This window comes from Aerococcus tenax (assembly GCF_003286645.3).
In the GTDB taxonomy this organism is placed as follows: domain Bacteria; phylum Bacillota; class Bacilli; order Lactobacillales; family Aerococcaceae; genus Aerococcus; species Aerococcus tenax.
The window spans coordinates 275,994-292,449 of record NZ_CP127382.2; the positions used below are offsets into that span (position 1 = coordinate 275,994).

Below are 16,456 nucleotides of genomic sequence, written 5' to 3' on the forward strand. Positions count from 1 at the left end.
AATAAAGAGGGTAGTCATGTTAAATTTCTTTAAGCGCTTAAATGTTTCTCAAAAGATTGCTTTTTCTTTCATGAGTGTGATTTTAGTAGGGTCCTTACTCTTATCCCTACCGATCGCCCATACGGCGACTTCTACTGCAACTTATTTAGACCATTTGTTTATTTCGGTATCAGCCGTTTGTGTGACTGGTTTATGGACCGAATCCATTTATGATTCGTATAATATTATCGGACAAATGGTGATGCTAGCCCTGATCCAAACGGGTGGCTTAGGCTTGATGACCATTATTGGGTCCATCTACCATACCATTGGGCAAAATATTGGTTTGAAAAATCAAATAGCCACTGGCGCGGCCCTTAACCACAGTGAAAATTACAAAATTGGCGACTTCCTAACCCGAATTATTCGCTATACGGCGATTATTGAGGGGACTGGCTTTATCTTATTGTCGACCTACTTTGTGCCTCGCTTCGGCTGGGCTAAGGGGCTCTGGAATGGTCTCTTTACAGCCATCTCAGCTTTCTGTAATGCTGGTTTTGATATTATGGGAAACAATTCCCTAATTGACCTAAAGACAGTGCCGGTATTAAATTGGACCATCATGGCCCTCATTGTCCTGGGGGGAATTGGTTTCAGTGTTTGGTTTGATATTACTAATCAAATCAAAAATTATGCTAAAAAAAGTAATGGACGCAAACTGAGTTTTTATTTTAAACACTTAAGTCCCCACACCAAGTTAGTTCTTATCGTTACTAGCTTAGTTATTCTGACCGGAGCCTCTTTATTTTTACTAGTGGAGTGGAATAATCCTGGTACTATTGGGCCGTTATCGCTTGGAGATAAGATTATGACTGCCTTTTTCCAAACCATCACTATGCGTACTGCCGGCTTTGCTACCGTGGATTACACGGCCTGCCGCCCCGTGTCCTTATTGATCTTTGTTCTCACCATGTTCATTGGTGGGGGTGCCGGGGGTACTGCCGGTGGGTTAAAGGTAACCACCTTTGCCTTAACCATTATGTTAGCCTTGCGCGAGGTGCGGCAAATTAAGCATGTCAACTTTGACCGGCATACGATTCCAGATGCTGCGGTTCGTCAATCTTTTACCATAGCTTTAATGTATGTTAGTGCTCTCTTCATTGGGTCCGCCTTATTATTAACTTTTGATCCAGGCCAGCGCTATTTACACTTGTTATTTGAAGCCATTTCAGCCTTGGCGACAGTTGGGGTCTCTGCTGGCTTGACGCCTAACCTTTCCCTAGCTAGCCACATTGTTTTAATGCTATTAATGTTTGTTGGCCGGATAGGACCGATGACCATGGCTTTAAGTTTGAGACGGAATCGGAACAATTATGATATTCGCTATGCGAAGACCAATATTCTTATTGGATAGATTAGAAAGAAATAAAAAATAATAGGATAAGGGAGTCATTATGAGTAAAGCAAATCGTGTTATTGGTGTTATGGGCTTAGGCCTCTTTGGTTCTGCCTTGGTTAAGCGGCTAGCGACCAAGGGGATTGATGTGATTGCTTGTGACCGCATGGAAAAACATGTCAACGACTTGGAAGATTGTCTAACTATAGGTAGTGTAGGAGACTTTACCGACCTCGACTTTATGCGAGAAGCTGGTTTTGGAAATTGCGATATTATTGTGATTGGAACCGGGGAAAACCTCGAGGCTGCCGTTCTCGGTGTGATTAACTGCCAAGAATTAGGGGTCAACCATATTATCTGTAAGGCCAAGAACCAACGTTTTGCCCAAGCCTTGTTAGCGTTAGGGGTTTCGCGAGTGATTCTTCCTGAAGAGGAATCAGGCTACCATATTGCCGATGTTATCAGCCGCCAATCCATTGAAGACCTGATTAATCTGGATGAAGAAACCGCTATTGTTGAATTCCGGGCTCCGGAAAAATGGGTTAATGTCACTTTGGATGAATTAGATGTCAGACAGAAATACGATCTCAATATTATCGGAATCAGGAAACATTTAAAGGAAACCCTAAATACCCAATTCCAACCGGACTATCGTTTTGCTAAAGACGATATTATTGTGGCTGTAGCCAATAATGAAAAATTTGATCAAATTGATTACTTAGAACGTTTATAATAAGCAAAAAACAGGCCGCGGCCTGTTTTTTGTTTTTATTGATAATAGAGATTTTCATTAGGGAAGACGGGATCATTAGTGACATCGATACCTAAACTCTTTAAGGTTTTTTCATTGTCTTTAGTGAGTATGTAGGTTGAGTGAGCTTGGGTGCCGTCCAGGGCTTTTAATTGGTCATAAGCCATTTGGGCGGTTGGATTGGTTGACGCTGAAATAGCTAGGGCAATGAGTAGTTCATTAGCAGTTAGGATCGGTGTCCGGTCACTTAAAGGGCCAGTTTTGAGTTCTTGAATGGTTTGTAAAATGAGTGGTGATAGCAAGTTAATCGGGTCAGCGATGCCAGCCAGTACCTTTAAGCTATTTAGGATGACTGCACCTGAGGCGTCCATCAGGTCACTGCTACGTCCAGTAACAATTTGACCATCATCTAAAGCCAAGGCCATGACGGGTTGGTCTTCTTCGGAATTGAAGCGGTCTTGGACTTCTTTAGCATATTGGCGTGCTTCTTTGACAGGAACGCGGTCTTCTTGCTTGAGGTTGGAGTCTTCCATAATTAATTGCATCCGTGACAAGGCTTCTTCATCGACCAGACCACTCTTATAATCGTTTTCTGTTTGGAAGGAACGTCGGATGATTTCTTCATTAGCTGCCTGACGGACCACTTCGTCATCAATAATGCCAGCTTTGACACAGTTCACGCCCATGTCGGTAGGGGATTGGTAGACAGTTTCGTGGGTAATGCTTTGTAAGATGCGGCGGATGACTGGGAACATCTTTAAGTCGCGGTTGTAATTAACAGCGACTTCCCCATAGGCATCGTAGTGATAATTATCAATCATATTGACATCTTTTAAGTCCACCGTCGCTGCTTCATAGGCAATGTTAACAGGATGGTTGAGGGGGAGGTTCCAGACTGGGAAGGTTTCAAATTTGGCGTAAGATGCCCGGACGCCACGTTTCCATTCATGGTAGAGCTGGTTAAGGCAGGTGGCTAGTTTCCCAGAACCGGCACCTGGACCAGAGACAACCACAATCGGTTTTGTGGTCTCAATATAAGGATTGACTTCAAAACCATTTTCCCCTAAAAGGTCAACGTTAGTGGGGTAGCCTTTAATTTCTTGGTGGGTGTAGACCTTAATTCCCCGTCTTTCAAGATTATGCATAAAGTTTGTGGCATTCGCTTCACCATGGTAGCGGGTGATAAGGACGCTGTTAACAGAAATATCTAAGGCATGGTATTCATCGATTAAACGTAAGACTTCAAGGTCATAAGTGATGCCATAGTCGCCCCGCATCTTGTTACTTTCAATGTCTCCAGCATAGACACAGATAATAATTTCGGCTTGGTCCTTCATTCTCTCCAAGAGTTTCAATTTGGCATCTTCATCGAAACCTGGAAGGACCCGTTTGGCGTGCTTATCGCCGATTAATTTTCCCCCAAATTCCAGGTAGAGCTTATCCTTGCCTTCAACGCGCTTAAAGATATACTTTGACTGTTCTTCAAGATACTTTTTAGTGTCAAAACCAATTTTACCCATACTCTTACACTCACTTTCTCTTTTTTATTAACGATTAAATGATCGTTACTTGTCTCGGTTCATGTGTTAGTCCAACAAATGAACACCTACAATATGATACACGAAAAAGTTCGCTTGCACAGTAGAAAAAAATAATTCTCGTAAAATATTAGTCAAAAACGATAAAAAGCAAAGACTGATTCCCCTTATTTCAAGCTTTTGGCACAGAAGAATCAGCTTTGCTTTAAATGATTTTATCAATCAGGCCTAGTTTGTTTTTATTTTATAATTAAAGTTTGGTATCTTTTGCCAGCGGTCTTTAAGGAAACGAACCACCATTTTGGGTTCCCGGGCCCGGTTAAAGATACCTTTTTTGTTGCCTTGAACCCGTTGAACGCCAACTTTGGTTTGGAAGTCAGCAAAATTCCAAAGTTGCTCGCCGACAAAGTTATCTACTTGGTCGAAGACTCGAGACATCATGACATAGTAGTCCCATTGGAATTCTTCTGTAAAGGGTTGGCGCTCGATGGCATGGAGGCCAGCAACCGTATCAACCCCGTATTCCGTGTACATGATGGGTTTATCTGGATAGAGGGCTTGCCAGTCTTGTAATTCTTTTAGGCTCAAGTCTTCAGCTAAGTCAAAATCAGCGGTTTGGGTATACCAGCCGTAATAGCGATTAAGACAAATAACATCAACCAGTTCAGAACATTGGTCAGTATCCGGAGTTGCTAAGAGGATATTGATCATAGTTAGGGGACGTTTTTGGGGGTCGAGGGACCGAGCTAATTCAAAGAGCGGGGCAAAATAATCATGAGCTTCCGGGTTGAAAGTGGCTGCTTCGTTGGCCAAGGACCACATCACCACACAGGCGTGATTTTTATCTCTTTGAATCAATTCGCGGATCACTTGCTCATGGGCGGCTTGGGTATCGAGTTCTTGGAATGTATCATCGCGGTAGGTATTGGGGTCAAAGTTAGACATATTAAAACCAAAGGAGGACATAATCCCCACCCCGGTGGTTTCATCGATAACAACAATCCCTTCCCGATCACAGAGCTGCATCATTTCCTCAGAGTAAGGGTAGTGGGAGGTACGGATGGAGTTGGCTCCCATGCTCTTTAAGAGGTTAATATCTAAGACATTATAAACAGGATCATAACCACGACCATGGGCGTAGCTATCTTCATGTTTACCACAACCTTTAAAATAGAAGGGTTCTTGGTTAATTAAAAATTGGCCATTTTTGACCTCTACCTTGCGAATCCCAAAGTCTTGCCGGTAAGTATCCACTAGTTGGCCGTCTTGGTAGAGGTCGACTTGGGCAGTATAGAGATAGGCATTGAGTGGTTGCCAGAGATGGGGTTGGTCTAGGTAAAATTCACTCTCATTAGCCTTCCCCTCGGCAACTATCTTTTCAGCTTCGTCATAAATACTTATTTGATAGGATAACCCGTCATTAACCTGGAAATCAATCGAAACATCGAAGCTAACTTTAGCTTGATCTAAGGAATCATTTAAATCTGGCAGGATGGTGAGGTCAGTCAAACGGGCAGCTTTTGAGCTGGTATAGATAACAATGGAGCGGTTAAGTCCGGCGTAATTGAAGAAATCAAAGTTCTCATCCAATTCTCGGTGGATCTTTCCTTGGTCATCTTTCTTTTCATGGTAGTGGCCCACGGGTAGGGTGGTGTGGTCAAGAATATTGGAGAGTAGGACAGTTAGGCGGTTAGTTTTAGAAAAAGAAACCGCGTCCGTAATTTTGCACTCAAATGGGGTAAATCCCCCTTGGTGATGGGCGACTTCCTGACCATTGACGTAGACCCAAGCTTGGTGGGTTGCAGAGCCAAAGCGGAGAAAAATATCCTGGTCAGCCAAAGTCTTGGGGAGGGTGAAGTCTCTTTGGTAGTAAAAGTAGCCGACATGGTTGCGAATGGCTGGGTCAGCCACTTGGTCATTGAAGGAGGCAGGGACCGCAACACTTTGCCAATGGTCTAAGGGGTCCTTAGGGTCATAACTTTCTTGGTCTTCTTTAATGCGGAAGCGCCAATTGCCATCGAGCGATAAGACATTGCGACATGAGTTGGTTTGTGGATATAACATCTTCATTTCCTTTCTATGGATTTTCTCTTAGCCGGCCTCTTGGTCATGGTTAGGAAAAAATCTTCTTACTTATTACTTTAACAGGACTTTTGTAGAAACAGAAAGAAAAGCGCCAGCAAAAAATAAATCGTAATATTTACGATTTACTATTGACTTCGATCGGAAGAATCGATAATATAAATCGTAAGAGTTACGATTTAAAAAGTAAGAGGAGGAAATCAAGTGAAAAAATCGGTTAAAAGCCTAATCTTTAGCATGTTTTTACTCGCTTTATTAGTGTTTACTGGTGCTTGTACGAAGAATACTGGGGGTAAAGAAGTCAAGGGGCTAAATATTGTCACCAGTTTTTACCCAATTTATGAAATGACCCGGGCGGTTTCGGGAGACTTGAATACGGTGCAAATGATTCAAAGTGGAGCCGGTATTCATTCCTTTGAACCCTCAGCCAATGATATTGCTGCCATTGAAAAGGCAGATGTCTTCGTTTATCATTCGCGGACCTTGGAAGGCTGGGCTAAGAATCTTAAGGAAAACCTGAAAGATTCTCCAGTCAAAGTTATCGAAGGATCAGAAGACTTAACTCTAGACAAGGTTCCTGGCTTAGAAGACCTCGACCCTGGTCAAGAAGTTGACGAAAAAACACTCTATGACCCCCACTCCTGGCTTGATCCGGTACTTGTTGGTCAAGAGGCACAAAGTATTGCTAAGCAATTAAGTGCGATTGATCCTGACCATGCAGCAATTTATCAAAAGAACGCTGATGACTATCAAGCCCAGGCCCAAGATCTAGTGGATAAATACCAAGATCAATTCAAAGAGGCCAAGCAAAAAACTTTTGTCACCCAGCACACGGCCTTTTCTTATTTAGCTAATCGCTTTGGCTTACGCCAATTAGGCATATCGGGGATTTCACCGGACCAAGAGCCCAGTGCCCAACAAATGGCTGAAATTCAAGACTTTGTAAAAAATTACCAGGTCAAGACCATTTTCGTTGAGCCTCAAGTGTCTACCAAAATTGCTGAGGTCATTTCCCAAGCGACGGGGGCTCAATTGGATACCTTAAGTCCCTTGGAAGCAGACCCCAAAAATGATAAAGGACTCTTAGGAAATATTGAGATGAATTTACAAACCCTCTTAAAGCATTTACAAGAAGATAAAAAGTAGAAAGTGAGTGAATAATTGTGGAGAAGAAAAACATTAAGCAAGCCATTCTGGCCTGCTCAGCCTCAGCGCTCTTATTAGGAGGGGGCTATTATTGGGGCTACTCCCAGGGGCATTCAGGCAATGAATCGACGATTAATTACGTGGCTGACCAAGGCCTGGGAAAAGATGGGGCCGAAGTCAAAAAATTATCTCATGCGGATGATGAAATCGAAGCAGAGCAAATCGTAGTGAAGATCACTGATGATGGCTATGTCACTTCTCACGGCGATCATTTCCACTATTACAATGGTAAGGTTCCTTATGATGCCATTATTAGTGAAGAATTAATTATGCGAGACCCCAATTACAAACTCCGTCAAGAAGATATTGTAAACGAAGTTCGGGATGGCTATATCATTAAGGTTAATGGCAAATATTACCTCTATCTAAAAGATCCTAATAAAGCTGTTAATGTGCGAACCAAAGAAGAAATTGAAGAGCAAAGAAAATTGCACAATGTTAAAGAAGACGGTAGCCACGGAGGACATGCCATGACTAAGGCTGAGGCCCAAGCTGTCCAAGCAGCTAAAGCCCAAGGCCGTTATACCACCGATGATGGTTATGTCTTTACTGTAGGGAGCATTGTTCAAGATACCGGGGACGCTTATATTTGTGCCCATGGCGACCACTTCCACTATGTACCTAAAGCAGACCTTTCCCCAGCGGAACGGGCGGCCGCAGCGGCCTATATGGCGGGACGATCAGGAACTTCTCAGTCAGGATCAGCAGGCCCCTCGCGTAGTAGTGGACAAAGCATCGTTAGCCAACGCTTAAATAATAGTCCTTATGCTGGCCTAGTGAATGGGAATAATAGCTGGCAAAACCCACAGGGATCAACGGGTAAAATAAGTCCCCAAAATCAAGCCAACCAAGAAGTTCAGCAAGCGAGTCAGGGACAACGTTCTGGCTTAGACGGTTTATTAGACCAACTCTATAAACTGCCAATGCATCAACGCCATGTAGAGTCCGATGGCTTAGTTTTTGATCCGGTCAAAGTCACCAAAAGAAACAATTTCGGCTATGTCCTCCCCCATGGCGACCACTTCCATATTATTCCTTTTGACCAACTATCCGATTTGGAAATTGCGGCCACTGAAGCTTATTTAAAGGCGGGGAACTACAACTACCAAGCGCCTAAAGACCATTCAAAAACGACAGCATCTAATAAGAAACCACAAACAGGGTCGCAGCCTGAGAAAAAAGATCAAGCAGCTCCTGAACAAAAAGAGCCAGCAGGACAGAAAACCCAGGAGCATGGCCAAGGCAATAAAGATCAAGGAAAGGATCTTTCTCCCTTAGAAGAAGCGCGGCGTCAGGGACGTTATACTACCGACGATGGTTATATCTTTACCCCTGAATCTATCGTTTCTGACCAAGGCGATGGCTACATCTGTCAGCACGGCGATCATTTCCACTATGTGCCTAAGGCGGATTTAAGTGTTAATGAGCGCGCCCAAGCCCAGGCATATCTTAATAAGAAGAGCGGGCAAGCTGGAGCACAGCAAGACCAGACTGAGAAGGTCATTAGGCCCTTAGACCCAGCTCGCCCGCAAGTGAATAAACCAGGCTTTAAACCTAGCCAAATCGACCATCCCAAAGAAGCAAAACCACAGCCGCAAAAAGATCTCAATGACAGTCCGGCAAATAGTCAAAAAACCTTAGAGCAAATGTTGAATGAACTCTACGCTCTTCCTCTAAAAGAACGCCATAGGGAAGGGGATGGCTTATTATTCGATCCGATGAAAGTGACACGCAAGACCAAATTTGGCTATGTTCATCCCCATGGTGACCACCACCATGTGATTCCTTTGCAAGAATTATCCGCTCTTGAAATTGCTGCAACAGAAGCTCATCTCAACAATCCTTCTTATATTTACCAAGCTGGGAAGACCGATCAGGAAAGTAAACCTTCAGATTCCCATGGTGAAGAGATAAATCATCAAGCAGATGAGTCTAAGAAGCAAGCAAGCCAGGTGGACGATAGACAAGAGGAGAAAGACCAAGATAAGGTAAACTTCCTTGCTCTGGCTCAAAAAATCGCTAAATCCGCTAAAGGTAAAGATCATAAAGCCTATACCACTGATGACGGCTATCGTTTTAGCCCAGAGTCGATCCTAGAGTACGACAGTAACGGCCTTATCACCCAACATGGCGATCACAGTCACTATGTTCCCTTTGCGGATTTGGATGATGAAGAGATCCGTCAAGCACAGGATTATGTCAATAGCGGGAAAAAGGAAATTAAGTTTGTCGAAGAAAGTCAGGATTCTGCTGATGAAATCGATAAGAAACTTTCTTTAATCGCCCTGGAAAGTGGGGTTAAGAAGGCCGATCTTAAAGTAACCGGCAATAAAGTCATTGTTCCGCATGGTAATCATAGTCATATGAAGAATTTATCGGACTATCCTTCCTACCTAAGAGCGAGTGATTTTTCTACTGCTGAAGAATATAAAGACTATATTTTAGGATTAAAATTGAGTCAGTTCAAATTGGAACATGGTCTCCAAGACAAAGAGGTTTTACGTGATGGTGATCAGTTACTTGCTGTTCTCGCGGATAAAACGATTGCTAAAAAACTTGATGATATTACTTTACCGATAGACTATGAAACTGTTTCGTTTAGCTCTTCTAAAAATGACCAAGGTGAGAAAAAGGGAGAAATTGTAGCAGAGCAGCCACAAGCTACCCCTATCCCTGAAGGGCTCTTTACCCCTCAGCAATTGGCTGCAGTGAATATACAGATGGCCTATCCGGAAAGAGAAGAAAATGGGGCTTTCTTGGTTTACCATATTGATCACTGGCACAAAATCGAAGATATCCATTTAAATGCTTGGTTTAACCAAGATAAGGAAAAAATCGAAAAGGCTAAGGCAAGTATGCGTTATTTAATCACTCATCCTGAAGCTAAAATGCCGCCTAAAAATGGTTTTGGTGTCTCTCATAACCACTCAGAGGATGACAAGGATTTCTATGTGACCTTTAATGGTAAAAAGTATAAGGCTTTCGGTAAGGGGCTCCAGGCGGGACCTTATAATACTGGATCTGAAGGCTATGTTTTTAGTAAGGATAATATCTTAGGGGTGGATGACCATGGTGTAACCACCGCGCACCGAGAAGATGGTCATGCCCATACTCACTATATTGAATTTGGCGAATTAAAGGGCTATGAACTTGCCCAAGTGGAAGAATGGATGGAAGAACAGGGAATAGCAGTTGAAAAGACTAAGGACCAAAGCCCTCAAATCGATCCAGAAAGTGTTGTGCCTGACAAGCGTGGTGACCGCTACGTCTTCGAAGGTGACAATGGTAAGGAATTTTATGTCTATCCATTTGAATTAAGACCGGACCAAATTGCTGCAGTCGAAGCGGTCTTAGCTAGAAAAACACTTGACCCTCAAACAGTGTTAGGCAAGGCTGGCGATGGTTACCACTTTAAAGTGAATGGAAAGTCCGTGGTTTACCCAGCTGAAGCTTTATCCGATTACCAAGTTGAAAAAATTGAACGGCAACTTTTCTTGAAGAATTTCCAAGCAGATAAAGTGCTTAGCCGTTTTTCACGCGGATACCTCTTCCAATTTGACCAAGGCAACCAGTACTTCAGTCAGTCTGAACTCTCAAAAGAACAAATTGCCGCGGTAGAAGAAGTCTTGCAGCAAAGAGCTAGCAAGGCCCCAGATAAAGAGCCAGCCACCGATTCAAAAGCAGCTACCGAACAAAAAAACGACGCCGAACGAATTGAAACGGCAAAGGAAGCCTTTCTCGCTTCTCATGGTTTTAACCCTGAAGAAGTAAAATCCAGAACTGCTGGAGGCTACATCTTTGAAATTTTCGGCACGGAATATAAGCTGACAGTCTATAAGCCAGAATCCGGACAAGCTAAAAAGGCTAGTGAATTAAGTCCTGACCAAGTTGTCGCAGTGGAAGCAGTGCTCAAATCCCGTGAGCAAGAAAGGGCAAACTTAATTTCTGAAAGCAATCACAATCCGTCCTTAGATAATAGTGAGGACAAGAAAGGTCTAGCAGAAAATGTGCTTACTGAAACAGTCAATTCAGAAAATGCTGAAGCCGAAAAAACCAATGACAAAGAAGTTTCGCCAGAAAATAGTGAGACCAACCTGACCACTGAAGTCAAAGCGGCAAACTAAGCAGAGAAAATTCATTTATTTAATCGCTTAAAAATTTGCTTAAGTCACAATACTAAGGCAAGAGGCTCCCTCTAAAGTTTACTTGAAACGAGCTAAAACTTTAGGGGGAGTTTTTTCTTGGTCCTTCGCTTATCAACCGCTTTCATTATCAGTTAAATTTGCTATAATAAGCTCTGGTAAGCTTTATTAAATATGAATTAGTCATGAGAGGAAGGAAAACAATGATTTTTGTAGATAATAATAATCACTATGATGCTTCGGTTAATATTGCCTTGGAGACTTATTTGGTTGAAAACCGCCTAGTCGATGAACCCATCCTACTATTTTATATCAATGATCCTTCGATTATTATTGGACGCAACCAAAATACCTATGAAGAGATTAACCAACGTTATGTGGATGAGCATAATATCCAAGTGGTTCGTCGCATGTCCGGTGGGGGAGCGGTTTATCATGACCGGGGCAACTTTTCCTTCTGCTTTATTAAAGATGATGATGGTAGTTTCCGTGACTTTGCCTCCTTTACTAAACCGGTGATCGATGCCCTCCATAAGATGGGGGTGGAAGGCGCTGCCCTAAAGGGGCGTAATGACTTAGTGATTGGTGACCAAAAATTTTCCGGTAATGCCATGTACGCTAAGGATGGTCGGATGACTGCCCACGGGACCATTCTATTTGATGCGGACTTAAATGAGGTCAACAATGCCCTTAAACCCCGTAAAGAAAAATTCGAATCCAAAGGGATTAAGTCGGTTCGGTCACGGGTAACCAATATCAAACCCTTTGTCGACGAGGAGTATAAGAACCTCTCCACAGAAGAGTTCCGTGACCGGATCCTACTCGAAATCTTTGGGGTTAAAAATCGTGAAGAAGTGCCTGAGTTAAAATTAACCCCTGAAATTTGGCAAGGAGTTATGGATTTACGGGCTGAACGGATGGGAAACTGGAACTGGAATTATGGACAATCCCCTGACTTTGATATCCAAGGTTCACATAAATTCCCCTTCGGCTTTGTGGATTTGCGGTTGAATGTTTCTAAGGGACTCATTAGCCAAGCCAAGATCTACGGGGACTTCTTCGGTCTAGGAGAAATTTCTGATGTGGAAGAAGCCTTGGATGGTGTCAAATACGACCGTCAAGCCATGGTTGATGCCTTAAGTGATCTAGACCTAAATAAATATCTCGGCGATATCACTGCGGAAGAATTAGTGGATATTGTATTCCAAGAAGTCTAGAAAATGCCTTCTTGGGGATAATTTGAGGAAAAATGCTAAAACCGTCTGTATGAGAGAGCGGTCTGTGGATAAAAACTGAATAATTAAACTGGAGCTGTGGCTAAGTGGAAAACTCTGCCTAACTGATAGGTAGGCAGTCCCCAGTCACAGCTTCTTTTTGCGTGTTTCCATTTCTTTAGAAAGACTTTAGAATTGCTTGGCAATCTATTGAGAAGCGGCTGGCATAATAAACAGTGTCAAGAAGAGATCAGATATGAAAGTGAGGGATTAGCATGGAAGAAGTGCTAAGAGTTGACCAGCTGACCAAGACTTATGGCAAGCAAGTAGCTTTAGACCAAGTGTCTCTAAGTCTTAAGGCAGGGGAAATTTATGGCTTAATCGGACGTAATGGGGCAGGGAAAACTACCCTGCTCAAAGCAATTGTCCGTTTGATCAAACCAAGCTCGGGTAAAGTGTCCTTGTTCCATTCGGAAAGTAGCCGGGAGTGGACCAAGGCCTTGGAACGCACCGGGGCAGTGATTGAAAGTCCCGTGGCCTATGACGCCTTAACTGCAGAGCAAAATTTACACTATTATTGTAAATTACGTGGAGTGGTTGATGAGGACCGGGTGGTAAAGGAAACCTTAGACTTGGTTGGCCTGACCCAAGACCGCAAGAAAGCCTATAAATCCTTTTCTATGGGGATGAAACAAAAATTAGGCATTGGGATTGCCTTATTAACCCAGCCTGACCTATTAATTCTCGATGAACCGATCAATGGCTTAGACCCGATTGCCATCAGCCATTTCCGTCAATTAGTTAAACGGTTAAGCCAGGAAAAGCAAATGACTATTATCATTTCTAGTCATATTCTTTCTGAACTTTATCAAACGGCTAGCCGCTTTGGCTTCATTAATCAGGGGCGGCTTATCCAAGAAATGACTAAAGAGGAATTTGAGCAAATGAACCGGGAGTATATTGTCTTACAAACTAGTCAAGTATCCCAGGCCAGCCGTCTATTGTCTGAACAAGGGCAGTCGAACTTTAAAGTGGTGGATGAAGAAACCATCCATATTTTCACCTCTGACCAAAAGATTCAGCCCTACATTCAGCTCTTTAGTCAGGCGGATGTGCCTATCGATGCCATTTATTTTTCTCACAAAAACTTAGAAGATTATTTTACCGGCATTGTCGAAGAGAAAGGAGACCAATAGACCATGTTAAGAGCAGATTTTTATCGATTGTTTCATAGCAAGGGCTTTTACATTACCCAGCTGGTTTTGATTCTGGTAGTCGCCTTCTGTGTCTGGGATAAGGGTGTTTTCTCAATGACTGTCAGTGAACAAAATGCTCAGGAAATCGCCCAAAGGACCGATCTTATCCGAGAAATGGCCTGGACCAGTCACCAAGCCGTTATGGCCATGTCAACCATGGCAGCCTTTCTAATCTATTTCTCTCTCCCCCTCTTTTATATGACTGTGGGAGCGGATTTAAATAGTGGGACCTTAAAGAATATTATTAGTAGCGGGATGTCTAGGACTCATTACTTCTTTTCCAAGTATAGTGTTTTTCTTATGGTGACAGCCCTGCAATTCATCTTTTATTACGGAACGACTTACCTGGTAGCGGGCCTTACCAATGGCTTTGACGCCTTAAGCTTAGAGTGGCTTGGTAATTTTATCAGGGTATTCTTGGTGCAGTACCTCTCCCTCCAAGGCGTCTTTGCGGTAACGATGCTGGTTATTTTCCTAACCCTCTCCAATGTGTGGAGTATCTTAGCGACTATTGTGGTGCCCTTGGTACTAACGGTCGTTCAGATTGCTTACTTTGCTGAAAGTAAAATTTTCGCCTACCTGAATTTCCAAAGTATGCTCAACCAGGCTGGCGCCTTAACTTTGGATAGTGAATTTTTCTTAGAATTTACCCCCTTAGCCCTCTTAGTGATCGCAGTCTGCCTCTTAATCGCCTTAATGTCATTTAAACAGCGCGATTTCTAAAAATTAGCCATTGAATAGTAATGAAAAACCGACCTCGATGACTTAGAATAAGCCTCTAAGTCAAGAGGTCGGTTATTTGTTGTTAATCTGAACCTTCACTAGCTGGCCAAGTGATTTGGCTGGTGAAGCTACCTTCTTGGTAGGTCATGGAGAGTTGCCCCTGAGTGAGATCAACTAATTCTTGGATAATAAACAAGCCTAAACCCGAAGAAAGTTGGTCGTTGGCAAGGTTTTCTGCGTAGAAGCGCTTGGTTAATTGGTCTAAATGTTGGACGGCTTGCTGACTTTGATTTGACAGGGTCAAGTGGACCTGCTTGTTGTCTTTTTTGACCTGGATATTTAATTGAGAGTGGCCATGCTTAATCACATTGCCCAAAAGATTATCCAGAATACGGTTTAAAAGATCCGGGCTATTGTCAATATAGCAAGCTTCCTCAATGGCTAAGTGAATCTGAAAATCATCATTAAGGCGGTCGTAGTAATGGAGTAAGTTTTCCTTTACCGCTTGGCTGAGGTCTACTGGCTCAAGCTGCACTTGGACTTGACCTTCGATAAGTTTTTGATAGCTGAGTAATTCTTCTAAGCGGTGAGCGACTTGGCTGAGATGTTGGTTGATTTTCAATAGCTTTTCTTTTTCAACCGAGTCTAAACTACCTTCTGAATCCAAAAGCTGCTGGCAGTAGCCGCTGGCAACGGTGAGGGGAGTTCTGATATCATGGGCAATATTATGGATGGCTTGGTCAAGACTATTCTTTTCTTGGAGGTTTTTAATCCGCAAAGTTTGTAAGTCATCGAAGAGTTGGTTAGCCTCCCTAATTACTTGGTGGAGGTCCTTATCATTCAGGGAACTGGTGAGTAGGCGGTTAGATTGTTCTTCTCTTCGGTAGGCCATGTCTTGGCTAAAGTTCCGCAGAGCTTTTTTCATTTTCAGATAGCGGTAGAGCAAGAATAAAGATAAGATGCAAAGTAGCAGGGTCAATCCTGGTCCCCCCTGGCTAGTCTGACACCAATCCCCCAAATGGTTTCAATATAGTCCTGGCTGGGATCTAATTGAGTCAATTTCTTACGCAGGTTGGAGAGGTGGGTGTTTAAGGTATTGTCTTCGGCGATATATTGCGCCTGCCAGATAGATTCATAGAGTCGCTCCTTGGTGAAAATTTGCTTAGGGTGGCTGAGCAATTTGTGAAAGATCTTGGCTTCGATTTTAGTCAGGCGGATGGCTTCCTGGTCCGTATAGATCAGAAACTGCTTAGGATCAAAGTGGATGGCTTGAAAGTCAATGACTTGGTCTGACTGATCTTTAGCCTGTTGGTTGCTTTGCCGCAATTGCACCGTAATTCGGGCTAAGACTTCTTTATTGTTAAAGGGCTTAGTAATGTAGTCATTGGCCCCTTTTAAGAGGTATTCACTGACCAGGTCTTTATCCCCCAGGGCTGTCAGCATGATGACCGGGATTTGGCTGCTTTGACGAATATAGTCCAGGACTTCGTCGCCTTTCTTGCCGGGAAGGAGGATATCTAGGAGCACTAAGTCGATGTCCTCTTGGTCAAAGAGTCGGATGGCTTCAGTTCCGGAAAAAGCTTGTTGGATTTGGTAATTCTGACTCAGGAGGTCTTTAAGCATTGTGTTAATGTCATCATTATCTTCCACAATCATGATTTGTTTCATGCAACCACGCCTTTCACTTGATTTTTACCAGTATTGTAACATGGACTAGGCGGATTATTCTCTTATTTCTCGAGCGAAGTTTATAATAGAAGGCAGAAAGAGGAGTGATAACCATGTCTTTAACCCAATCTCAAAGAGAAGAAACTAAACAAGCGCTTAAAGCGGCCTTTAAAAAGACTGGCTTAAGCAAGCAGGAGCTAGCTGACATTTTGGAGACGAGTGAATCTTACCTGGACCAGGTCTTTCAATTACAAGGCCAACGTTTAGAAGATGCCTGGATCTTAAAAAATTATCTCAATACTTATTTAAACGAGCACGGCCAAGAGCCAGTGCCCTTTCAAGCCCTGGGGGGGGATTACCATGATTATTGGTTCTTAGATGCCGATCTCATTGAGCGTGGTCTATTAAAGTAAAAAAGCACCCCCACTAGTGTAGTGCCCCCCAAAAGTTGAATTCTTAGTCCAACTTATTGGGGTCACCATATAGCCTCGGGAGTGCTTT

12 protein-coding genes and 1 pseudogene are annotated in these 16,456 nt (G+C 43.1%); 9 read left to right on the forward strand and 4 right to left on the reverse strand.

Features of this window, described 5'->3' with window-relative positions:
- Positions 1–16 precede the first annotated feature (16 nt).
- Together DBT50_RS01285 and DBT50_RS01290 are read left to right on the forward strand one after the other, a co-directional pair.
- A complete protein-coding gene (locus tag DBT50_RS01285) occupies positions 17–1,393 on the forward strand; it encodes a TrkH family potassium uptake protein (RefSeq protein WP_070559525.1) in 1,377 nt (458 codons plus the stop codon).
- Positions 1,394–1,433: 40 nt separating this feature from the next.
- Complete coding sequence (locus DBT50_RS01290) at positions 1,434–2,108, forward strand: potassium channel family protein (protein ID WP_060777688.1); 675 nt, start codon at positions 1,434–1,436, stop codon at positions 2,106–2,108.
- 35 nt (positions 2,109–2,143) lie between these two features.
- Here DBT50_RS01290 and DBT50_RS01295 read toward each other — a convergent pair whose 3' ends face one another.
- Both DBT50_RS01295 and uidA read right to left on the reverse strand, forming a co-directional pair.
- A complete protein-coding gene (locus DBT50_RS01295) occupies positions 2,144–3,646 on the reverse strand; it encodes a DUF1846 domain-containing protein (protein WP_013669551.1) in 1,503 nt (500 codons plus the stop codon).
- A 246-nt stretch (positions 3,647–3,892) separates the two neighbouring features.
- The gene (gene uidA, locus DBT50_RS01300) at positions 3,893–5,728 is read right to left on the reverse strand and encodes a beta-glucuronidase (protein ID WP_111853466.1); all 1,836 of its coding nucleotides are present in this window, start codon (positions 5,726–5,728) and stop codon (positions 3,893–3,895) included.
- A gap of 255 nt (positions 5,729–5,983) precedes the next feature.
- On the opposite strand from uidA, the gene DBT50_RS01305 reads away from it, so the two are divergent.
- The 6 genes and pseudogenes from DBT50_RS01305 to DBT50_RS01325 all read left to right on the forward strand — a co-directional run bounded on the left by DBT50_RS01305 (position 5,984) and on the right by DBT50_RS01325 (position 14,287).
- Positions 5,984–6,892 (forward strand): metal ABC transporter solute-binding protein, Zn/Mn family, encoded by a 909-nt coding sequence (locus tag DBT50_RS01305; RefSeq protein ID WP_111852237.1) that lies wholly within the window; start codon positions 5,984–5,986, stop codon positions 6,890–6,892.
- Between the two features lie 44 nt (positions 6,893–6,936).
- Positions 6,937–8,028, forward strand: a pseudogene (locus DBT50_RS09645) (pneumococcal-type histidine triad protein); the annotation flags it as partial.
- Positions 8,008–11,076, forward strand: a complete 3,069-nt coding sequence (locus DBT50_RS01310; RefSeq protein ID WP_412030719.1) for a pneumococcal-type histidine triad protein — start codon at positions 8,008–8,010, stop codon at positions 11,074–11,076. The pseudogene DBT50_RS09645 and the gene DBT50_RS01310, both read left to right, overlap by 21 nt.
- Positions 11,077–11,297: 221 nt before the next feature.
- Positions 11,298–12,311 carry a lipoate--protein ligase gene (locus tag DBT50_RS01315; protein WP_111852207.1) on the forward strand — a complete coding sequence of 338 codons (1,014 nt, stop codon included), beginning with the start codon at positions 11,298–11,300 and terminating at the stop codon, positions 12,309–12,311.
- Between the two features lie 272 nt (positions 12,312–12,583).
- Positions 12,584–13,504 (forward strand): ABC transporter ATP-binding protein, encoded by a 921-nt coding sequence (locus DBT50_RS01320; RefSeq protein WP_111852206.1) that lies wholly within the window; start codon positions 12,584–12,586, stop codon positions 13,502–13,504.
- A 3-nt stretch (positions 13,505–13,507) separates the two neighbouring features.
- Entirely contained in the window at positions 13,508–14,287 is a 780-nt protein-coding gene (locus DBT50_RS01325) for an ABC transporter permease (protein WP_111852205.1), read from the forward strand.
- A gap of 82 nt (positions 14,288–14,369) precedes the next feature.
- Here the strand turns inward: DBT50_RS01325 and DBT50_RS01330 are convergent, their stop codons facing one another.
- Together DBT50_RS01330 and DBT50_RS01335 are read right to left on the reverse strand one after the other, a co-directional pair.
- On the reverse strand, positions 14,370–15,266 hold the full coding sequence (locus DBT50_RS01330; protein ID WP_111852204.1) for a sensor histidine kinase: 897 nt from the start codon (positions 15,264–15,266) through the stop codon (positions 14,370–14,372).
- Positions 15,263–15,955 (reverse strand): response regulator transcription factor, encoded by a 693-nt coding sequence (locus tag DBT50_RS01335; protein WP_111852203.1) that lies wholly within the window; start codon positions 15,953–15,955, stop codon positions 15,263–15,265. The genes DBT50_RS01330 and DBT50_RS01335 overlap by 4 nt, the downstream gene beginning before the upstream one ends.
- A 113-nt stretch (positions 15,956–16,068) precedes the next feature.
- Between DBT50_RS01335 and DBT50_RS01340 the strand changes: the two genes are divergently transcribed.
- Positions 16,069–16,368: a DUF2316 family protein gene (locus DBT50_RS01340; protein ID WP_111852202.1), complete on the forward strand. Its 300-nt coding sequence runs from the start codon at positions 16,069–16,071 to the stop codon at positions 16,366–16,368.
- Positions 16,369–16,456: the final 88 nt, after the last annotated feature.